General features: G+C 60.4%; 17 protein-coding genes. 16 read left to right on the top strand and 1 reads right to left on the bottom strand.

Annotated elements, in window-relative coordinates:
• The first annotated feature begins 2 nt into the window (after nucleotides 1-2).
• The 11 genes from tssF (at nucleotide 3) to U0029_RS15730 (ending at nucleotide 12,362) form a co-directional block, all read left to right on the top strand.
• Nucleotides 3-1,745 (top strand): type VI secretion system baseplate subunit TssF, encoded by a 1,743-nt coding sequence (tssF, locus tag U0029_RS15780; protein ID WP_012415971.1) that lies wholly within the window; start codon nucleotides 3-5, stop codon nucleotides 1,743-1,745.
• Complete coding sequence (gene tssG / locus U0029_RS15775; RefSeq protein ID WP_012415972.1) at nucleotides 1,742-2,656, top strand: type VI secretion system baseplate subunit TssG; 915 nt, start codon at nucleotides 1,742-1,744, stop codon at nucleotides 2,654-2,656. Before tssF ends, tssG begins: the two co-directional genes overlap by 4 nt.
• 2 nt (nucleotides 2,657-2,658) lie before the next feature.
• A complete protein-coding gene (gene tssH, locus U0029_RS15770) occupies nucleotides 2,659-5,277 on the top strand; it encodes a type VI secretion system ATPase TssH (protein WP_086935756.1) in 2,619 nt (872 codons plus the stop codon).
• Nucleotides 5,270-7,120, top strand: a complete 1,851-nt coding sequence (locus tag U0029_RS15765; RefSeq protein ID WP_114851620.1) for a type VI secretion system Vgr family protein — start codon at nucleotides 5,270-5,272, stop codon at nucleotides 7,118-7,120. Before tssH ends, U0029_RS15765 begins: the two co-directional genes overlap by 8 nt.
• Before the next feature lie 14 nt (nucleotides 7,121-7,134).
• A complete protein-coding gene (locus tag U0029_RS15760) occupies nucleotides 7,135-7,749 on the top strand; it encodes a toxin-antitoxin system YwqK family antitoxin (protein WP_114851621.1) in 615 nt (204 codons plus the stop codon).
• The gene (locus tag U0029_RS15755) at nucleotides 7,746-8,132 is read left to right on the top strand and encodes a DUF4280 domain-containing protein (RefSeq protein ID WP_114851622.1); all 387 of its coding nucleotides are present in this window, start codon (nucleotides 7,746-7,748) and stop codon (nucleotides 8,130-8,132) included. Before U0029_RS15760 ends, U0029_RS15755 begins: the two co-directional genes overlap by 4 nt.
• Before the next feature lie 3 nt (nucleotides 8,133-8,135).
• Nucleotides 8,136-8,288, top strand: coding sequence for a hypothetical protein (locus U0029_RS15750; protein ID WP_162790323.1), 153 nt, complete (start codon nucleotides 8,136-8,138; stop codon nucleotides 8,286-8,288).
• Between the two features lie 152 nt (nucleotides 8,289-8,440).
• On the top strand, nucleotides 8,441-9,220 hold the full coding sequence (locus U0029_RS15745) for a substrate-binding periplasmic protein (RefSeq protein WP_236824193.1): 780 nt from the start codon (nucleotides 8,441-8,443) through the stop codon (nucleotides 9,218-9,220).
• 43 nt (nucleotides 9,221-9,263) lie between these two features.
• The gene (locus U0029_RS15740) at nucleotides 9,264-10,508 is read left to right on the top strand and encodes a dicarboxylate/amino acid:cation symporter (protein WP_445607629.1); all 1,245 of its coding nucleotides are present in this window, start codon (nucleotides 9,264-9,266) and stop codon (nucleotides 10,506-10,508) included.
• A 1-nt stretch (nucleotide 10,509) separates the two neighbouring features.
• Nucleotides 10,510-11,913: a dicarboxylate/amino acid:cation symporter gene (locus U0029_RS15735; RefSeq protein ID WP_114851625.1), complete on the top strand. Its 1,404-nt coding sequence runs from the start codon at nucleotides 10,510-10,512 to the stop codon at nucleotides 11,911-11,913.
• Nucleotides 11,910-12,362 carry a hypothetical protein gene (locus U0029_RS15730; RefSeq protein WP_012415981.1) on the top strand — a complete coding sequence of 151 codons (453 nt, stop codon included), beginning with the start codon at nucleotides 11,910-11,912 and terminating at the stop codon, nucleotides 12,360-12,362. The genes U0029_RS15735 and U0029_RS15730 overlap by 4 nt, the downstream gene beginning before the upstream one ends.
• Before the next feature lie 35 nt (nucleotides 12,363-12,397).
• Here U0029_RS15730 and U0029_RS15725 read toward each other — a convergent pair whose 3' ends face one another.
• The gene (locus tag U0029_RS15725; RefSeq protein ID WP_231838792.1) at nucleotides 12,398-12,556 is read right to left on the bottom strand and encodes a hypothetical protein; all 159 of its coding nucleotides are present in this window, start codon (nucleotides 12,554-12,556) and stop codon (nucleotides 12,398-12,400) included.
• On the opposite strand from U0029_RS15725, the gene tssK reads away from it, so the two are divergent.
• The 5 genes from tssK (at nucleotide 12,482) to U0029_RS15700 (ending at nucleotide 20,235) form a co-directional block, all read left to right on the top strand.
• Complete coding sequence (gene tssK, locus U0029_RS15720; RefSeq protein ID WP_265737927.1) at nucleotides 12,482-13,693, top strand: type VI secretion system baseplate subunit TssK; 1,212 nt, start codon at nucleotides 12,482-12,484, stop codon at nucleotides 13,691-13,693. The two genes, U0029_RS15725 and tssK, sit on opposite strands and share 75 nt — an antisense overlap.
• Entirely contained in the window at nucleotides 13,690-14,433 is a 744-nt protein-coding gene (locus tag U0029_RS15715) for a DotU family type IV/VI secretion system protein (protein ID WP_012415983.1), read from the top strand. The genes tssK and U0029_RS15715 overlap by 4 nt, the downstream gene beginning before the upstream one ends.
• 33 nt (nucleotides 14,434-14,466) lie before the next feature.
• Nucleotides 14,467-18,231 carry a type VI secretion system protein gene (locus U0029_RS15710; RefSeq protein WP_114851627.1) on the top strand — a complete coding sequence of 1,255 codons (3,765 nt, stop codon included), beginning with the start codon at nucleotides 14,467-14,469 and terminating at the stop codon, nucleotides 18,229-18,231.
• Nucleotides 18,228-19,241, top strand: coding sequence for a type VI secretion system protein TssA (tssA, locus tag U0029_RS15705; RefSeq protein ID WP_039051979.1), 1,014 nt, complete (start codon nucleotides 18,228-18,230; stop codon nucleotides 19,239-19,241). The genes U0029_RS15710 and tssA overlap by 4 nt, the downstream gene beginning before the upstream one ends.
• A gap of 124 nt (nucleotides 19,242-19,365) precedes the next feature.
• On the top strand, nucleotides 19,366-20,235 hold the full coding sequence (locus U0029_RS15700) for a hypothetical protein (RefSeq protein WP_012415986.1): 870 nt from the start codon (nucleotides 19,366-19,368) through the stop codon (nucleotides 20,233-20,235).
• Nucleotides 20,236-20,278 lie beyond the last annotated feature (43 nt).

Raw genomic sequence — 20,278 nt, 5'->3', positions numbered from 1 at the left:
CTATGCTTAGCGATGAATTTCTCAAGTATTACCGGCGAGAGTTGGCGTATTTAAGAGAGCAGGGCGCTGATTTCGCTCAGCGCTATCCCAAGGTGGCCGGAAAACTGGGTCTGCATGGGGGCGAGTCTCCCGACCCTCATGTCGAGCGCCTGCTGGAGTCTTTTGCTTTCCTTTCGGCCAGGGTGCATCGAGAGATTGATCAGACCTTGCCGCAGTTGGCTTCGGATCTTCTTGAGAATCTCTGCCCTGCGCTGGCTTTGCCAGTCCCGTCTATGTCGATTGCGCAGTTGCACCTGGAACTCAGCCAGGGCAAGGTCACCGCAGGTTTCTCGCTACCCAAGGGGGCTGAGTTGGTGGCGCGCAGCGCCGGCAAGGAAAACTGCCGTTTTCAAACCGTCTGGGACAGCCGCTTATGGCCGCTGCATTTGCGCGGTATACGTAGTCTTGATGAGCGGACGCTGTCGTTGGAGCTGGAGGCCGATGCGGGCTTGACGCTGGCGGAGCTGGATATACGCAGTCTGCGGGTGCATCTTGCTGGCGACTGGATGGAGGCTGCGCCCTTGTATGAGTGGCTGGTCGGCGGCGTGATCGGCACGGACCTGATCGTGGACGACCACCGTGTGTCGGCGGGGGAGTGGCGAGAAGTGGGCTTTGACCACGGCGAAGAAGCCTTGCCGCGCCACGGTTACGCCCATCCGGCGCATTTACTTTTGCAGGAAATTTTCGCTTTTCCCCGCAAATTCCATTTCTTCGACCTCGGGTTGCCGCAGGGCCTTCCACTGCCCGGCAGCCGTTGTGAGATCCGCGTGAATTTGCGGCGTCCTTTGCGGGGAAACCGTGGCCCTCACGAAGGGAGTTTCAAGCTGGGCTGCGTGCCGATTGTCAATCTGTTCGGCAGCACTAGCGAACCGGTAGCTTTAGATCAGAAGGCCTATGAGTATCCGCTGAGCGCCAGTTGGCAAGACAGCGAGACCGTCGAGATATTCCGTGTTGAAAAGGTATATCTGTCTGATCCGATGGCGGAGCGCACCGTGGAAGTGCCGAATTTTTCTTCGCAGCAGCATCTGATACAACCTGAGCCACCGATGTTCTGGACCAGCCGGCGGCAACTCAGTTTCCGGCCCAATGGCGGAACCGATACCTTTATCAGTTTCATTGATTCGCGCCAGCGTGCCATGGCGCCGGCAGTGCCGGTCGCCTATGCCAATTTATGGTGCACCAATCGCAGGCTCGCCGAGCAAGTGCCGGCAGGCGCCAGTCTCTTGTTCGAGAAGGTGCGCTCCAACCTGAGCGCGACATGTCTTTATGAGCCGACGGCGCAGCGAGACCCACCGCTGGATGCCGGACAGCTCTGGCAACTGGCCGCCTTTGTGACCTCGCAACAGCAATCACTTTTTGAACCGGGTGGCAGTAGTCAAAGGTTGCAGGATCTGATGCGGCTGTTCGCGGGTAGTTCCGCGCGTGAGATCGGAATGATTCAAGGCCTGTTGAGTGCGCAGGCGACTGAGGCCAGCATTCCCGTCTCTCGAGGGAGTTGGCGCGGCTATCAGCTTGGCACGGATGTGACGCTGGAGTTCGACCCGCAAGCCTATGTCGGCAGTTCGCCGCTGTTGCTGGCAGCCGGGCTGGCGCGGTTTTTCGCGCTGACGACCTCGATCAATTCTTTTGTGCGCACCCAGGTTCGGCTGCGCGATGAGATCTGGCGTGCCTGGCCGCCGATGTCGGGTTACGAGGCCATCCTATGAGTCATGACTTGCTGGCGCGGCCCTATCAATTCAATTTCTTTCAGGCAGTGCGTTTGCTTGAGCAGATGAGCGGCAAGCAAGGCGGGCGCGCCGTGCGCTTTCGGACACGCGTTGGCATCAGTTTTGACGCCAGCGATGTGCTGGCTATTTCGCGCAATGGCGAGGGGCCGTTCGAGCTGACCAGCAATGTGCTTTGTATTGCCGGTGCCAATGGCCCCTTGCCTTTGCCCTATACCGAGCAGGTGCTCCAGGCGAGGGAGCGTGGTGATAGCTCGGCAAGCGATTTTCTGGATATTTTCAACCATAGATTGATGCTCATGCTGTTCCGGGCCCGGCGTCGTTGCTACCCGGCCTTGCTCGGACAGGGCGTGGAGGCGCCGATTTGGCAGGTCTTGCGGGCGCTGACGCATCTTCCTGCCGATGTGGAGCCGCTGGGCGCGCCCGCTTCGGCCTTGCTCGCAATACGCACCCGTTCTCTGGCCGGACTGCAAACGCTGATCGCCGAACGCCTGCATTTGCGGGTGAGGGGGGCGTCGATGCAGGGAGGCTGGATTGCCTTGGACCAGGCCACGCGCGCGCGGCTGGGTGCTGCTTCACGCTTGTCGGATACCGCTTTAGGTAGCCGGGCATGGAATCCGGCAGCGGGTATTGCGTTGACGCTCATGCCCAGACACGCCGACGCATTCACGGATGTCGAAGCCCAGGCTTTAAGCGCCGGAGGCGAGGGATATCGGCTGCTCGTCGCCTGTTTGCGCGCTTATCTCCGAGCGCCACTCGATGTTGAGGTCAGGTTGGCGCCGACGGCAGGACCTGTTACACGGCCTCGCTTGGGGTGGTCCAGCTGGCTGGGGAAGGCTTGCAGACAATCACCAAGATTCCGCTTGCGCGGGGTCCCTTTGCATAAAGGATAAGCGTGGCTACAGATATACGAACCCTGCTGACCCGCATGAATGCGGTGTGTAAAACGGCAATGGAAGAGGCGGCCCAGTTGTGCGTCCGACAGACGCACCACACTGTGGAAGTCGAGCACCTTTTACTCGCTTTGCAGGAGGCCAGAGCTCCGGACCTGGAGCTGTTGATCGAGCGTATGGGGGTAGACCGGGAGATGTTGTCCGCTCAGCTAAAGCGATCGATCGATGCCTTCAAGCGTGGTAATCCCCGTACGCCTGCGTTATCGCCTTATTTCGCGGCCTGGTTTGAAGAGGCCTTGTTGCAAAGCGCCTTGTTGTTAGGCGAGCAGCAGATTCGTTCCGGCACCCTGCTGGTTGCGCTGCTTGAGAAAGACGAATTACGCCAGGCGATTCTGGTCAGCGCGCCCTCCCTGCTCAATATCCCGCGCGAACAACTGCGCGCGGTCTTGCCGGATGCGCTAGCTGCGGGACAGGAGGGTGGCTCGGTCGCCGAGCGTGGAGCGACGTCGGCGCTCTCGCAGTACACGGTAAACCTGACCGAAATCGCGCTGGCAGGGGGGTTAGACCCGGTGACCGGGCGCGATGCCGAGATTCGGCAATTGATCGACGTGCTCTTACGTCGGCGTCAGAACAACCCTATCCTGACTGGCGAGGCCGGCGTCGGTAAAACGGCTGTCGTGGAGGGCTTGGCGCAGCGCATCGCGCAAGGGACTGTGCCGCCTTCTTTGAAGGATGTGCAGCTATGCACGCTGGATCTCGCCTTGCTGCAGGCCGGCGCAGGCGTGCGAGGCGAATTTGAAAACCGACTCAAAGGCGTGATGGCAGAGGTGAAGTCCTCCCCACGGCCCATCGTACTTTTCATCGATGAAGCTCATCAGCTGATAGGGGCAGGGGGCACGGAGGGCCAGGGGGACGCGGCCAACCTGCTCAAGCCTGCTTTGGCCAGGGGGGAACTGCGCACCATCGCGGCGACCACCTGGGCGGAATACAAACGCTATGTCGAGCGCGATCCCGCCTTGGCCAGGCGCTTTCAGGTCATCAAGGTGGATGAGCCCTCCGAGGACACGGCAGTGGAGATGCTGCGCGCGGTTGTGCCACGTCTGTTGCAGCATCATCAGGTGGAAGTTCTCGATAGCGCCGTGCGCGATGCGGTGCGTCTTTCTCATCGCTATCTGTCGGGCAGGCAGTTGCCGGACAAGGCGGTGAGTGTGCTGGATACGGCCTGCGCTATTGTCGCCTCTGCCCACAACGGGCCGCCCCAGGCCTTGGAGACGTTGGACCGTCAGCTCGAACTGGCGCGCGGCCGTCTGAATCTGCTGCGTCATGAGGTGGCGAAAGGCCAGGGCAACCCCGCCGAAGTGGAGCAACTGACGCAGCGCATAGAAGAGCTTGCCGCAGAGAAGACGCATTTGCTGGATCGCCTCGACAATGAACGCCTGGCAGTGCAACAGATCAGAGCCTGGCGTGCTCGGATCGAGCAGGCCGTTCAAGCCGAGGCGGGCGCCGAGGAGTTGCGCGACATGACGAACAATTTGCTGCGTCTCGAAAAAGGTCTGGAGGTACTGCAGGCCGATGAGGCGCTGGTGCCCAGTTGCGTTGACTCCTCTGTTGTTGCCCGGGTCATTTCCGGCTGGACCGGTATACCCGTGGGGCGGATGCTTACCGATGAGCTGCATACGGTGCTCAATCTCGAAGACCGGCTGCGCGAGCGGGTCGTGGGGCAGGACGCTGCGCTAGATGCGATTGCACGGCGGGTGAGGACGTTTCGCGCCGAACTCGATGATCCGGGCAAGCCTGTGGGCGTATTTCTGCTGGTGGGGCCCAGCGGCGTGGGCAAAACGGAGACCGCTACGGCGCTGGCCGATATTCTTTATGGCGGCGAACGCAACATGATCACTATCAACTTGTCGGAGTACCAGGAGGCCCACAGCGTTTCGGGCCTGAAGGGTGCGCCGCCGGGTTATGTGGGCTATGGCAAGGGCGGTGTCTTGACCGAGGCGGTCCGGCGCAGGCCGTATAGCGTGGTGTTGCTGGACGAGATAGAGAAGGCGCATCCCGACGTGCTGGAGCTTTTCTTCCAGGTGTTCGACAAAGGGGAAATGGAAGACGGTGAGGGCACGCCGATTGATTTTCGCAACACCCTCATCATTCTGACCTCCAATGCTGCGCAGGATGTCATTACTGATGCCTGCGCGGGCGAGGTGTGGCCCGATGCCCAAGCGCTGCGCGAGCGCTTGCACGCTGCGCTGTCTCGGCAATTCGGCCCTGCCTTTCTGGGGCGAACGGTTGTCGTTCCTTATTACCCGCTGCAAGACGTCCAGTTAGAGCGCATTGTCAGGCTGAAGCTGAACAAAATCGCTGAGCGCATACGGCTCAACCACGGGGCCGAGTTCGAGTGGACGCCGGAGGTCTCGCAGCAGATTGCACGCCGCTGCCGAGAAGTCGATAGCGGTGCGCGCAATGTGGACCACATTCTCACGCAGGTGGTTCTGCCCGAGATTGCCAGCCAGGTGCTGGACTGCCTGTCCACAGGCGCCGAGTTCGCCCTTGTGCGTCTGAGCGTGGACAGTAGCGGAAACTTTGTCTTTGGCTTGACCGCTAAGGAAGCAGAGCATGACTGAGGTTCAGCATCGTTGGTTGGGTTCAGTCGATACCTCCCTCGGTCAGAACGTTTTGTTGCTGGAGGCGCTGCGGGGCACCGAGGCGCTATCGGCCCTCTTCGACTTTCGCTTGCGTTTGCGCTCCGAGAAGCTCGACATCGATCCCAAGGCGCTCCTCGGCAGCCAGATGACGGTGCGATTGCAGCGGCCCGGCAGTCGTGCGAGGTTTTTGCATGGTCTGGTAACGCGTTTCAGCCACCTTGGGGCCGACGCGCGCAATGCCTGGTACGAGGCCCGCTTGCAGCCGCGCATGTGTTTGATGGCCGAGGGCCGGGATCGCAAAATCTTTCAGGACATGACCGTGCCTGAGATTCTGCGCAAAGTGCTGGATCAACACGCTATCCGCGTCACCCCCAAGTTGCGTGACACGAACTATCCCCGGCGTGAATATTGTGTGCAGTTTGATGAGAGCCCTCTGGATTTTGTTTCGCGTCTGATGGAAGAAGAGGGGATTTTCTATTTCTTCGATTTCTCGGAGAGCGGCCATACCTTGATTTTGGCGGACTCACCCGCCGCGCATCGTGAATGCGCTGGCGCATCGGAGCTTGTTTATGCGCCTCAAGGGCCGGATAAGCCGGGGTTGTTCGATCTTGCCCTGTCGGCCGAGGTGGAGGGCCCTGCCCCGGTGTTGGCTGATTATGACTACCTGAACGCCACGGTTTTGCATACCGATGGGGCGAAAGCCCAGGGAGGGCGGCTTTACTGCTACCCGGGCAGGTATACCCAAGAAGGGGAGGGTAAACGCAAGGCGGACATTCTGGCGGCTGCGCTCCAGTTGCGTCGAGAAAGCGGGTCCGCCCGCAGCGAAAGTCCGGCGCTGTGCGCCGGCGCCAAGTTCCGCCTGCGCGGCCACCCTGATTCGCGCTATGACCAGAGCTATATCCTGAAAACGGTGGCCCATGATTTTCGTCAAGGTGAATACCACAATCAGGTCGATATCTTTCCGGAGTCCTTGCCGTTTCGCTCCTTGCCCCTGACCGCGCGGCCTAAGGTAGCCGGAACGCACACCGGCGTTGTGGTAGGCCCGTCTGGCGAGGAAATCTGGACGGATGATCATGGCCGCATCAAGGTCAAGTTTCATTGGGATGATGGTCCGGAGAAAAACCAGGATGCCTCGTGTTGGATGCGGGTGACTCAGCCGCTGGCGGGACAGGGGTGGGGCGCCTGGTTCCTGCCCAGAGTGGGGCAGGAGGTGCTGGTTGCCTATGCCGACGGTGATCCGGATCAGCCATTAGTGGTAGGCACGCTCTACAACGTCAAACAAACGCTGCCATTGCAACTCCCCGATCAGCAGACGCAGACGGTGCTGCGCTCCCGATCGACGCCTTCGGGCCAGGCGGGTAACGAGCTGCGGATGGAGGATCGCGCGGGTGAAGAGCAGTTCTATCTGCGCGCGCAAAAAGACATGAAGGTCGAGGCTCAATCTCAACTCTTCACCCAGGTTGGTGAGGGAGAAACCCATTCCATTGAAAAGGGTGATCGCGTGATTCGCGTTGCCGATGGCAACGAGCGGCATGAGGTCCAGGGAAAACGAGAGATCAACGTGACGGGTGACGAAACGCATCTCAATGGAGCGCGGTTCAGCCGTGAAGTGGCCGGCGATTATGTGCTCACTGTGTCCGGAAACTTGACGCTTGATGTACGAGGCATGCTAACGATAAAGACAATAGGCGGTTACAGCCTGGAATCCTCCTCCACGGTGAGTGTTAAAGGCCTGTCTATAGAGCAAAAGGCATCTGCCACACAGACCTTGGATGGCGGCGGTCTATTGCTCGTCAAGGGTGGGCTTGTGAAGGTGAACTGATGCAGCAAACAGTCATGGCAATGAACGATGCGGATGGGGTCGGTGAAGAGGCATCCGCCTTTCTTTTCAAGCTTGCTACGGGTGAGCGTATCGATGGCACGCTGCGACAGGGGTCTCTGCACGGACGCTGCACCATCATCAATGAAGATTCTTCACCCCTTCATGAAGCGGATTACCTCAGTGGAAAACTCCATGGCGAGTCCCGCCATTACTTGAATGGTCGCTTGGTGGGCCTGCAGCATTACGCCATGGGGCAGCTTGATGGGCCGAGCCAGAGCTTTGACGCCGTCGGCAACGTCGTTTGCCAAGTGTTTTACGCCGCCGGTCAGCTTGAGGGCCCGGCACAGTGGTTTCAAGAAGGTGTGCTGATTCGTGAAGGGTCTTTTCATCGTGGTTTGCCGGAAGGTGAGTGGCATCACTATGACGAGGGCGGCAGGCGGCTGGAGTCCATGACCTATCAACAAGGTCTTCTGCATGGGCCGGCCTGCCGCTATGGCGCCGATGGCGAGCTCGCGGCCAAGCGGCTCTATCAGGGCGGTAAGCCGCAGGCGCCCTGGGCGCCCGTGTCCCGGGAGGATGCCGGGCCGCAGGGCTCGCGCCTCGAACGTTGGTTAAGGGGCGGTTCATGACACGTCAGATCACAACAGGTGCGACGCTTGCCTGCTCGTTCGGCTTGGCGCCATCCGTGCTGAATGCTACCCCGTCGCCCATCCTGACAGGGGGGCTGCCGGCAGCGACGGTCATGGATCATGTGCCAGGCTTCAATATTCCGCCGTTCGGCATGTGTGTCTGCCCGGCAAATCCCGCTGTGGTGGCGGCTACGGCGGCGGCCTTGGGTACCCCCACACCGGCTCCCTGCATGCCCATGACATCCACGCCCTGGGTTCCTGGTCAGTTGAATGTTCTTTTATCTGGCAAGCCGGGGCTGCGCGAAAGCGATGTGCTCACCTGCGGCTGGGGAGGTCTTATCCGCATTGTTGCGCCCGCTCAATTTCAGACCATGCTGAGTTAATCCATGAGCGCTATTGTCTTTACCTTGACTCGTCGCATGCTGACGCTATTAGCGATCTGCATCATCGCAGTTTTTCTCTTGTTGTTTTTGCTTGGGGTCCAGATAGGCAGCCGCGTTGCTGAGCCGCCCGCAGTCAAGGCCGAGGTCAAGTCGTGATGCGTCGTGCTTGGTCTTTGCTTCTGTTGGCTTTGCTAGCGCTCATGCCATGTTTGGCGCCCGCGGCGGCCAGTTCGCCGTCCGCCACCCCGGTCCCGGCCGCCTCAGGCACTGCGTCTGCGCCACGGTCTGCCGCTCTTGCTGAGCTGCCCTTGAAACGCACCGACACAGGCCTGGTTATGTGGCCCGATGGCAGTCTGTACTCACCTGAGATCAGTGCCATCAAGCAGCGCGGCGTTCTCATTGTGTCCATGCTGAATGTCGACCAGCCCCCTTACTTCTCAGAGGTGAATGGCGAGCTGGTCGGCATCGACGTAGACCTTGCCAGAGGCCTTGCTGATGGTCTGAATGTAAGGCTGGAAATCGATCGCAGCGCCCGGACTTTCAATGAGGTGCTGCAACGCCTTGGGGAGGGCAAGGCGGATCTGGGCATCAGCAAACTATCTCGCACCCTGGCGCGGACGCAGTTCATGGCCTTCAGCGAACCCTATGTCAGCCTGAATCAGGCCTTGCTTGTTAATCGGGTTGCATTTGCGAAGCGTCAGGGCGGGCGCAGCATGGGTGCGGTCATTCGTCATTATGACGGCACGATGGGCGTGTGGGCCAGGTCGTCTTATGCCTCTCGTGTCAAGAGCACCTTTCCTCACGCGGATGTGCATTACTACTCATCCTGGCAGGAGGTGATCGATGCCTTGCTCACGGGAAAAGTCGAGGCGGTGTATCGAGATGAATACGAAATAAAAAAAGTACTGAGCGATGACCCGGCTGCGGCACTTAAGTTGCGCATGGTCACATTGGATGATTTGTGGGACAAGTTCTCTGTCGCGGTCAATCTCGATGCGCCTGCTTTGCTGAATTACGTCAACCTATATCTTGGAATGCGCGGAAAGCCCTATGACCTCGACGACCTTGAAAAAGCCAAGCGAAGGTAAGCGCAGCGCATCGCGGCTTCTGAAATCGATCCAGGCCTTCTCCTTGAATCCGCTGGTGGTGGTGCTTTGCCTGGTGATCGGCGCTGGCGCAGGCGCGATCTGGCCTGCCTTCGGCACCAAGGTGGGCTTCGTCGGAGATATTTATATCGATCTCTTGAAGATGACGACGCTGCCTTTCATGATCTCTGCGGTCATCTTCAGTATTCAGCGTCTGTTTCGCGTGGGCGATGCACCCCTGCTTTTCGTTCGCCTCATCGTTATGTTCCTGGCGTCTATGGTCCTGGTCGCGTTAACTGGCATGGTCCTCATGCTTCTTTTGACGCCAGGCAGCGATCTACCGCGTTCCGTGCTTGACGCCTTGGGCAGCTACGTAGGGGCAGGCGGAGAGGCAGAAGTCGCTCGCGTTCAGCTTCACGGTCCTGATGTGGTGGTGGCCGGACCCAGCCTGGCCTCCATGCTCGGCAATCTGATACCGACCAACATCTTTGCGGCGCTTGCCGCAGGAGACATGCTGAAGGCGCTGATCTTCGCCCTGCTGTTCGGTCTGGCAGTGGGGTCTGTTCCTGAGCGGATTGCTTCAGGGCTAAGCGCGGTTCTGGAGACCATCTACTATGCCTGCCAGAAGATCATTCATAGCCTTAGCTTGCCCCTGCCCTTGATTCTGTTGTGCATGAGCGCATCGCAAATGGCCAAGTCCGGTATCGAGCCGATTCTGGCGATGTTGTGGTTTCTGGTTGCGTTTGGTCTGGCCAGCCTGTTGCTGATGGCGCTTGCTGTCGTGCTCGTGTGGCAGCGTTCGGGCGGCAATCTCCGCGCAACGCTGTTGGCCATGCGCGAGCCATTTTCGATGGCGATCGCGACGCGCAATAGCGCCGCCGCCATGCCGTCGATGATAGAGGGGTTGGCAACGGGTCTGGGTTACTCCCGTTTCACGGTTGAGCTGCTGGTCCCGCTCAGCCTGTCCCTGCTGCGTCTTGGCCCCATCGTTTACTACGTGTGCGCAACCCTGTTTATTGCGCAGCTCTATGGGGTTGATCCAACGCCCGTTCAGCTATTGCTGGTGATCTTCGCGTCGATGCTGGCTGGGCTGGCTTCGGCCGGTTCAACGGGGATACTGACCGTGTCCCTGATCGGGATCGCCTGCGGCTACCTGGGATTGCCCTTCGAGGCAGCCTTTTTGTTGTTTCTGGCCATTGATCCGGTGTGTGACATGTTGCGCACACTTCTGCTTGTGATCGGAAATTTTGCGGTGGTTGCGGGCATTTGCCCCAAGCCGTTGCGAATTTGACATGCATCCTGCCTCGAGGTTCTCACAACGTGGTTCGGGTGAGCCGCTGTGGCTGTGCTGGCCCTCATTGCTGGCAGCGGCGGCGAGCGGCTGGGTGCTCGGCCTGTGGTTTCCGGGGCTGTCCGAGTCTCTTGGCTATGTGAGCGTCATTTATCAAAGCCTTTTGCAGGCGATGGCACTGCCGCTGGTCGTGGCGGCGGTTCTGTTCGGGTTCCGTCAGCTTTTCGACTTGCAGGCGCCAGGTTCCGCCGTGATTCGCATGACGACGGCGGCGTTCTGCGTGACCTTGCTGGCGGCATTGGCGGGGGTTCTGGCTTCCTATGGGATGCTGCCCCGATTGACCGCGCCGCAGCTTGCGGAGTTGGGGAATATGTTCTCTCAAGCGCATATGCCGGGAGATCATATTGTCATGCATACCAGTTTGCCGGTCGTCGAGGATAGGCCGACCTCTGCCGTGCCCGTCAGCATTTATGGCGCGCTGGCGCAAGGGCATCTGTTGCAGGGAATATTCGGCATTTGCCTCTTCGGGGTGGCCATCGCGCGGCAGAACAGCGTGTCTACACAGTTCTTCGACACCCTGATCGAGGCCGTCTACCGCGCCCTGACCCGCGCCATCAATGTGATGAACCTGGCTTTGCCTCTGGTGGTCTTCGGTGTGGCCGTTCATCTCGGGCCGATGGTGAGTGGTGCAGGGGTGCGTGCCTTGTCCAGCCTGCTGTTTAGCTTCGTCCTGGTGGTCTTGCTCATGGTGCTTTGCTCGGTGGGTTTTATCGCCTGGCGGACAAGACGAAGTTATTTTCAGACCTTGACGGCTTTGAAAGAGCCCGCTGCCGTCGCGCTCGTTACCGGTAATCCTATTGCTGCGGTGTCGCTGGCCATCGAGGCGATGAGCACAAAGCTGGGGTGTCCTCGCCATGTGAGTGAGACGGCGATTCCGCTGGGTGCGATCACCGTTCGTCCCGGAATGGCTGTTTACCTGGCTTTGGTGACGATGTTCACGGCCGGTATTTACGGGCTGACGCCGACGGCGACAGACGTCATCGTGGTTGTGTTGCTGGGCGTGGTGCTCGCCTTTATGTCGGCTGACGCGAAAGGGAGCATCGCACCCTGGCACTTCCAGATGATCATGCTGTATCTGGGGCTGCCGCTAGAGGCCGCCATTATTGTTGCGATGGCGATCGATCCCTTATGTGATGGGGTGCGTAACTTGCTCAATTTGATTGCGGTGTGCGTGGTGGCAGCCTGGTTGAGTGAACAGTTCGAAGCGGCTGCGGCACGAGAAGACAATACCGAGATATGGCGGCTGACGCTGTCCCGCAGCCAGCTATATCTGCTGGGTGCTGTGTTGCTTGGTTGCGCGAGTTTGGTTCTGCTTTTAGGCCTTGGTTTGGGAGCGCGCTCATGAGGTTGTTATGGCTGATTTCCTGCTTGATTCTGTTAGCAGGTTGCGGCTGGATCGGATCCTCTGGAGAGCGCCTGTCCTGGAAGGGCGCGGTGATCACGGCGTCAAGCGACATGAATGACAACAGCGCGCTGGCGGTCGATCTGGTGGTTGCGCGTGACGCCATGCTTGGCGGGCAGCTCGCGGCCCTGTCGGCTGAGCAATGGTTTGAGCGTCGCGCGGATTTGCGTGCGGCGTACGGTGCCCAGCTTGACGTGGTGAGTTGGGAGTTGGTGCCGGGCCAACAGTGGACAGTGGGCGCGCAGGGGCTTCCCGCCGGGCGGACGATGGGCGTTTATCTCTTTGCCCGTTATGGCGGGTCGGGCGCGCACCGCACGCGCATTACGCAATTGAACGGAACACTGCGGCTTTATCTGGGGGCCAGGAATGTCAGGGTGCTGCTCGCACCTTGAGACGCCGTGGTTCGTCGTTGAAATCTTCGGGAGCGTCAACTGTGGGGAAAAATGCGCAGGTCGTAGACCGGATCGCGTGGCATGAAGGGATGCTGCTCGCGCCACAGCATTTCCAGCAACTGTCCGCCAGAGTGGATAGTCTGGTGGCTGCGCAGACCCTGGCTGCCCAGCCATTGGCTTGGGGTTTGAGCCATTTAGTCCTGGATGAGCAGCTTTTGCCTGTGGGCAGGCTGAGGGTGCTGGAGCTGGAGGCGGTGCTAGCGGATGGCACCTTGGTGTCGTACTCGGCGCTGGCAGGCACCCCGCTCGAGGTCGATCTGGGCCCGTTTGAAAGCGCGATGCAGCAAGAGGGGGTTGATGTTTACCTCACGCTGGCGCTGGGACAACGACGTTTCATTAGTGTTGCGGTCAGTGTCGAAGAAGACCTGGTTTCTGATGCACCAGACGCGGAAGTGCCGCGTTGGGTGCCGGACTTGCAGCTATTGGCGGGCGAGGCACCCGGCCCCGATCGCACGGGTTTGCTGCTGGGGAACTTCGTTCAGGAGGGCAGCACCGTCAAGCGCGGCTTGCGTCTGGGTCCGCTGCTGCATCTGCCGCGCGATGGCGAGCCATACCGTCAGGCGGTAGCAGTCTTGGCGCGGATACGCGCCAAAGCCGTTTATTTGGCGAAACAGACGCTGACCCCCGTTTCTGATCTCGAAAGCCGTCTGGCTCAGGCGGAGCAGCGGGGCAAGCTGATGGCCTTGATGGCCGCTCTGCCTGGTGCGGAAGGGGTGTTGCGTCTGCCTCGTCTTCATCCCTGCGATCTGTATCTGGCCCTGGTGACGCTATCGGGTCCGATGGCGCTGCTCTGCCCAGGACAGGTCGCGCCCATTCCGCCGGATTATGACCATGAGCGACCGCAGGCCGCGCTAGATCCGCTGCTGCGTTTTCTCAATGAGATGGCTGCCGAGGTCAGTGAGGCTTACCGGCTGAGCAAATTTGTGCTTGTAGACGGTGTGTTCGAGTTGCGCCTGGAAAGCACCTTGGAACAGGAGTTGTTGGTGGGTGTGATGAGCACGTCCGAGCGGGCCGCGATTGCCTGGATGAGCGGGGCCGTTATCGGTGATCAGTCAGAGTTCTCGGCATTGCGTGGACGACGGGTGCTCGGCGCCGCACGAGAACCTGTCGGCGAGTCGGGCAGCATGAGGTATCGCAACGGCTACGCGTTATTCCGAATCGATGCCGCCACATTGAGATCCGGAGGCATGCTCCATATTGCCAATCCTAATGAGGGGGCTTTAGCCGAGCGGCCTTCGGAAATCGTGTTGTTCACGCAGGAGGATGCATGAGCTTCACGCGTATGCCCAAGGAAGCGTCCGCAACCGATGTCATGCTTGGGCAGTTTGTCAGCTATGTCGAGCTGTTGTTGAACCTCATGCGCACCGCTGCCGAAGGTGAGCCGGCCTGCGATGCCGCGCGCCGCGTCAACATGCAGTTAATCGACGCCCTTGAGATCCAGACCCTAGAAGCGCGCCGCGAGAGCTCGCGCTTCGATATTGAAAACATGGCCGACTCGCGCTATCTCAAGGCGGCGGTGGCAGACGAGTTGTTGCTGCATACGCCTTGGCCGGGCCAGGCCTGCTGGGGGGATTATCTATTGGAGTCTGCTTTGTACCGCAGCAATGTTGCGGGTGACCGGATTTTCGAGCTGATAGAGAAAATTCTGCGTGACCAGGAGCCGGCTCAGCGGGGATTGGCGCGCCTCTTGCTCTATGCCTTGGCCTTGGGCTATGAGGGCCGCTTTCGGGGGGAGGGGCAGGAAGGGCGTTTGCGTGAATACCGCCTGGAGCTCTACGAGTTTTCCTATCAGCGTAGGCCGGATCTCGATAGTCTGGACCGCGTCATTGAGCCCAAGGCTTATGCGCATCTTTTGTCGCATTTTTCTCCGCGCCGGTTTGTCGCTGTCAGCCGCGGCTCACTGCTTTTTCTGATTGCCGTGGTGGGGATGCTGGCGTTATCGGAAATCGCCTGGCTGTGGCAGTCGTGGCCGGTTCGGACTGAATTAAACCATGTCGAATCAGGCAATTGAATGGAGGCGTGACGCCTCTCCTGGAAGGGCAGGATGCTACTGAGCAACAACCTCTTTCTCGTCTCGGTATTGGTGCTGTTGATCGTGGCCATTCTCGGGGTCGCGGTGGTGCTTTACTTCGCCACGCGTCCGGTGGGCGAAAAGCCCAAGCCTGAGGTGGTGCCCACTTGGTCGGCCGACGCCTTGCGTGCCGGTTTTCGGCAGGCTATCGATATCATCGAGTCCAATATCAGTTCGCGCGCCGAACGCTATAACGTGCCCTGGGTCGTGGTGCTCGAGGATGGCGATCAGGCGCGTCTTCCCCTGGGGCATACCGGCATTCCGGGAGTCTATGGCAGTGGCCCCGCCTTGTCACAACAAATTCATTGGGAGTTCTTCGAGCGGGGCGTGGTGGTTGATCTCGCGGTCGGGGCGACGCAAGAAAGTGACAGGGACGAGCAGTGGGAGCAGTTCCTGACGCTGTGCCGCAGTTACCGGCCGCAGCGGCCATTTGATAGCGTTGTCGTGACGATTCCTGCGGCCCTGCTGCTGGATAGCGAAGCGCGCCCCGAGCTGATACGCCGTGCCGGTGTGATGCATAGACGTCTGTGGCTGGCTCAGAACCGCTTCGCCATGCGCCTGGCTCTGTATGTTCTGGTGACAGAGTGCGAGAGCATGACGGGCTTCAGCGCCTTTGCGCGTGCCCTGCCAGATGGTATGCGGGCCAGCATGTTGGGCTGGTCATCGCCTTACGATCCATCGATTTCTTATCAGTCCGACTGGGTAGAGCAGGCGATGGCGGACGTTGCCGCTACGGTTGACGATACCGTGGCCGAGGTTCTGGTCACGCGCGAGGTGGGCGTCGCCGATATGCTGGTCTTGACCTCGCGCGTACGTGAAATTCAACCCCAGCTCCAGTTGTATCTGGATGAGTTGATGCGGCCCAATGTTTATCACGAGCCGTTTTTGTTGCGGGGCGTTTACCTGACCGGAGACAGTGGCGAACTCCAGACGCCTCAGTCGGCCAATGCGCCGGACTTGCTGCAGCCGGCCTTTCTTCGTGCGGTGTTCGAGCGCAAGATTTTTCTGGAATCCGGCCTGACACGCCCGATCCGCAATGCCACGCTGACACGCCCGCTCTTGCACAAAGGCTTGCGCCTTGCCGCCGGGGGCGTGCTGGGCGTATGGGCCATAGGTATCGTGGTCGCCACCATCGATGTCGGCCGCCATGCGCCAGGACAGGTGGCCGCCCTGCGAGAGATACGGCGCATTGCGGCAGCAGATGATCAGGACCGTTCGGCAGACTGGTATCGCCGCAGCGCAATCACGCTGCTGGGGCTGGAGCCGGAGGTTCGCGGCGAAGGTGGTTTGGCCTGGATGCTGCCGGGTTCCTGGTCGATGTTTGATGGTCTGAATGCCGCGCTGCGTGAGGCGCTGATGCGCGAATTCCGCGACGTGGTGCGGGTGGCGATTGAGCGTGGCTTTGCGGCACGCGCTACGGCCTTGAGCGGCCAGACGGGGCCGGACGGTCCATGCCGTGCGCCGGCGGGTCTTGCTGAGGGGGCTGATGTGCTGGCGCTGACCGACCGCGCCGATTTTCGTGCAATGCTGGCCTATGTTTCCCAGGTTGAGCGGTTTTCGAATGCCTGGAGCGCCTGGCACGACAGGACTGCGGGAGTGCTGTCTTTGCAGCCGGCGGTTCAGTATGCATTGGGGATAGACGCCTCACCCTCTGCCTTGCAGATCCTGGCCTCCATGCCGCCGTCTGAGGCGCATCAGAATGTCTATGCAGATGCCTTCCAGTGCGCCTACGAAAAAGGCATGGGGCAGCTCGAAGACTCGCTGTTCACGCAAAACCCTCTGTTGCGCGCCGAGCGCAAGGCGCAGCATGCCCTGGCCGCTTTTACGCAGCGCGCGCCCGTCGACGGAGAGGCCGATTTACGCGATCTGGTGCATGCCATTTCCGCGGAACAAGACCTGCTCTCTTCGGCCAACACCGCCTGGCTGCACCAGGATGTTTTCATGCCTGATCCCCTTCTTGAGCAGATTTTCTCCACCGCTGCCAAGGTGCCGCTGTTGGGACAGACGGTCGTGGCGAAAAGCCGAGCGTCCTTTCAGGACGCCTTCGCGGTGCTGCGCAGTCAGATTGCGTCATTTACCTCTGGTTCCGATGCGGGTTTGCAATGGCGCGAAAACCAGTATGTCTTGTCGCCAGGCAGATTAGCTTTGCGTGACAGTCTGGCGGGATTGCTGGTGCAACCCTTTATGCAAGTGCCGCCCGCAACGCAAGTCCCTGATCTGCGTGGGGCGGCGCTGGTGCATTGGGATATCAGCGCGCTGGATCAGGCCCTGGTGTTGATGGATGCGCGCACGGCCTTCTTGGCTCGGGGGCTGGCAGGCGTGCCGCTTACCTATGTGCCGGCCGTCATGCAAAGCGCGAATGCGCAGGCGGGTCTGGGTCTGTATCGGCGGGCGGTGGCTGCCCTTGAGCCAGGCTTCGCTTTACGGTCGATGGAGTTTCAGGCGGCGGCCGACCGTGTGCGGCGGATTGCCTCCCTGCTCGGTGACCTGGGTGCGGTGCGGGAGCGTGGCGAGTTGCTGGCATTGCTCTCGCGCGGGGCGCTGGCGGCGCTGACGCATCTGGATGACATGTTGCGCCGCGCAGATCTTTATGCCGTCCAAACTGATGTGTCGCTGCCTGGCACATCCTTGCTGGCAGCCTTTGGTGTTGCAGACCTGGCGGGGCTGGATGCCTATCTGGCGCAGCAGGCGGGCACGTTGCAGGAGTTGTCGGCCCAAGCCGCCGTTTATCTGACGGCACTTTCTCCGAGTGATGCCCGCTCTGTTGTGGCGCAGCGATGGCAAATGATAGGGCAGGAACTTGAACGTTATGCCTTGCGCAATCCTAATAGCGCCCTGCTGCGGCTTGAGCAATGGATACGCCTGGCCGGGCAGACCAAGGACTGCGCCAAGTGGCCTGCGGCGCCGAGCGCTTCGTCGGGTTACTTCGAACTGCATTGGTCTCGTCTGGCCGCGACCCTGCGGGAGCGTTGCCTCGGGCGCGACAGTTTGCAGTTCCAGACCGATTGGCGGCGTTTCACCACGGCCTACAACGAACTGCTGGGTGGCCGCATGCCCGTGGCCGATCCCAAGGCGCCGTCGCGTGGCGTCGTGCCTCGGCCCGCCGCGACGGTGCAGGGAGTGCAGGATGTGCTCGGGCGGTTTCAGTCGCTGCCCTCATACGAGTGGCCCCCTGGCGCGATCGCCGATTTTCTGACGCGCTTTCGCGCCTGGGCTGAAGTGTTGCAGCCGCTTTGGTCGGCGACCGGCGAGTCTGGCTACCACCTCGCCTGGAACTTCCGGGTAAATCGGGGGGCGGAGGTTGCTGCCAACCAGATTATTTCCTGGACCTTGTCCGTAGGCAGCGAATCCGTGGGCAGCGACATGCCAGACGCCCGCCTGCGCTGGGCGGTGGGATTGCCGATAACGCTGAGCGTGCGTCTGGCCAAGGACGCGCCGTTGCTGCCGCGGGCCGATCCCACTCAGCCGCGGATGTCGGTAGATGGCCATCAGGTCAGTTGGACCTTTCAGGGGCCGTGGGCGCTATTCACGATGCTGGGCTGGCAAGGGCTCGATAGCGGGCTGTTGCGGTTTGAGGTGCCGGTCATGGTGGAAAACATCAATGACTTTGCTCGCTTGCCACCGGGTCAAAAGCTGAAGTTCTTCGTTGATCTGAATCTTTTCTCGCTCGGAGAGGGCAAGCCGCTCAACTGGGCGCGGCCTTTGCCGCCCATCGCGCCAGCCGGGAGTGGCCCGTGATCGAACATCTTTTGCAGGCCATTTCTGGTGAACCTGCCGGACGATCCTTGCGCTATGACCCGATCACTACGCGCATCAGCGCCATGCGCCAGGAAGATGATGCCTCTCTGCCGCAAGGAGAGTGGCAGCGGGAGTTGCAGCGGGCCGACTGGAATGGCGTTGCCGCGCTATGTGAAGAAGCGCTGGTCGAGCATGGCAAAGACTTTCAGATCGCTGCCTGGCTATGCGAGGCATGGGCCAGGCAGCGGGGTCTGGAGGGGCTGTGCTGCGGGGCGCAATTGCTGGATGGCCTGATCGCCAACTTTTGGGAAGATGGCTGGCCCGCCATCGAAGATGACGATGTGGAGGCAAGGCGTGCGCCCTTTGTCTGGCTGGTGGCGACATTGCCCGTTGTCCTTTTGGCCCATATTCCTTTGTTGGACAACCGCGCCCAGGCATGGCTGACGGTTGATGTTTTCCGCCGGCTGACGATGCGCGGTGCAGCACAGGCAGATGAGGCGCTGCAAGAAGGGCCCGATATGGCGCAGGTGGAGCGACTTATCGCGGCGCAACCGCAACACGGCGATGTGTTGCGCACGGCCTTAGACCAGGCGCGTCTGGCTTGGGAGGCGCTTGATCGGCGGTTGAACGAGCATCTGGGATTGGAGGCGCCGAGTTTTGAGCCTCTGCGCGAGGCGTTTCGCCAATGGGAGGCCTGCCTGGCGGCACTTTGGCCCCTCAAGGCGATATCGCAGCCTGAGCCAGTCGTTGAGGTGGTCGCGCCGTCGGCGGAGCCGGAGACGATGTCAGTGCCGGCGCGCATCGAGCGTCCGCGCGATCGGGCGCATGCCTATCAGCAGATTGAGATGATTGCCGCCTATCTGGCCGAGATAGAGCCGCATAGCCCGACGCCGTATTTGCTGCGGCAGGCGGCTTCCTGGGGCGCAATGCCCTTGGATGTCTTGATGCGATCTATTGCGCAGGAAGAGGGCGGGCTGGCGCGGCTGCTCTCCTTGTTGGACGTGGCTTAACTGCCTGGATAGCCCGATTGTTCGGGGTTTGGCCCGAAATTGCTGGTATCTGTCAGCAGCCTGAAATGGCAGGTTCAGAATGCAGATCTATCGGAAGCTTTCCAATTTTTCGGGGTAGTCAAACATGAGCAATCACACCAACAATGTCTGGGAATATGCCAAATACCATGTTGGCAATAAGTCGATTCACCAACGTGTCTGGCACTCACCCAAATTGCACGAGTTGCGCAGCGCCGTGTCTAGCCGTGGTTCTGCGCTGTCCAAAGGGGCGAAGCTTGGCGGCAACGTGACGCGCACCGTGCTGGGTCTGGTGCCGATTCCTGCCCTGGCGACCATTCTTTCCGGCGTGCAGACGAAGATCGAAGAAAAGTATCGCGAGTATCTTCGCGGCAAAAAGCTCGATGGGCTGGCCAGCACGGATCCGGAGTTCGTGAAGTTCTCTATCAAGGATGCCAGTATTGAAGAGATGGATCGCATGCGCTGGAAAGCCGAGCATGATCTGACCGAATTGCAGCGCGTCGGCCAAAAGTGGGGCGAGGCGCGTCAGGATGCGGCGGGTCGGGGTGCGGTATGTGATTTCATGGCGGACGCCGCCCGCCATGTCGCGCAGGCCGAACGCCGGCTGGATATCTTTGAAAAAAAGGTGGCTGAGATCAAGGCGCTGATGCTGGCCTGCGAGATCTGGTCTTCGAATGCGCGCAAGTCGATAGATAAGTTCCGCCAGGAAGCTGAGGAAAGCTTTGCTGAGCTCGCCAAGATCGATCAGCAGATGGGGGCCTATGCGGCCGACAATCATCTCAATTGCGGCGCCTTCTGCATCCATGGCGGTCGGGGCCAGATTAATCGGCGCCGTGATCAGGTCATCAATGCCGCCGCTGTCGCGACGACGATGCTGACCGACCTGGGAGATATTGACAGTTTTCTGTCGCTCAACCGCGAGACGTTTACGGTGACGGATTCGCTGGGGCCTTATCGCGCTAGCAGCGACGACTGACGGACTACGCCGTGTGCATGGGCTGGCTGCCCGCGCAAATTGC

Origin of the sequence: Bordetella avium (genome assembly GCF_034424645.1) — a bacterium.
GTDB classification, from domain to species: Bacteria; Pseudomonadota; Gammaproteobacteria; order Burkholderiales; family Burkholderiaceae_B; genus Bordetella; species Bordetella avium.
The sequence above is the reverse complement of the archived record's forward strand: the minus strand, read 5'-3'. Positions and strand labels throughout refer to the sequence as shown.

Excerpts from the sequence above, each read along its gene's own strand:
- tssF (WP_012415971.1), top strand. The coding sequence starts at position 3 with ATGCTTAGCGATGAATTTCTCAAGTATTACCGGCGAGAGTTGGCGTAT.
- tssG (WP_012415972.1), top strand. The coding sequence starts at position 1,742 with ATGAGTCATGACTTGCTGGCGCGGCCCTATCAATTCAATTTCTTTCAG.
- U0029_RS15765 (WP_114851620.1), top strand. The coding sequence starts at position 5,270 with ATGACTGAGGTTCAGCATCGTTGGTTGGGTTCAGTCGATACCTCCCTC.
- U0029_RS15760 (WP_114851621.1), top strand. The coding sequence starts at position 7,135 with ATGGCAATGAACGATGCGGATGGGGTCGGTGAAGAGGCATCCGCCTTT.
- U0029_RS15755 (WP_114851622.1), top strand. The coding sequence starts at position 7,746 with ATGACACGTCAGATCACAACAGGTGCGACGCTTGCCTGCTCGTTCGGC.
- U0029_RS15750 (WP_162790323.1), top strand. The coding sequence starts at position 8,136 with ATGAGCGCTATTGTCTTTACCTTGACTCGTCGCATGCTGACGCTATTA.
- U0029_RS15735 (WP_114851625.1), top strand. The coding sequence starts at position 10,510 with ATGCATCCTGCCTCGAGGTTCTCACAACGTGGTTCGGGTGAGCCGCTG.
- U0029_RS15730 (WP_012415981.1), top strand. The coding sequence starts at position 11,910 with ATGAGGTTGTTATGGCTGATTTCCTGCTTGATTCTGTTAGCAGGTTGC.
- U0029_RS15725 (WP_231838792.1), bottom strand. The coding sequence starts at position 12,556 with ATGGCTCAAACCCCAAGCCAATGGCTGGGCAGCCAGGGTCTGCGCAGC.
- U0029_RS15715 (WP_012415983.1), top strand. The coding sequence starts at position 13,690 with ATGAGCTTCACGCGTATGCCCAAGGAAGCGTCCGCAACCGATGTCATG.
- U0029_RS15710 (WP_114851627.1), top strand. The coding sequence starts at position 14,467 with ATGCTACTGAGCAACAACCTCTTTCTCGTCTCGGTATTGGTGCTGTTG.
- U0029_RS15700 (WP_012415986.1), top strand. The coding sequence starts at position 19,366 with ATGAGCAATCACACCAACAATGTCTGGGAATATGCCAAATACCATGTT.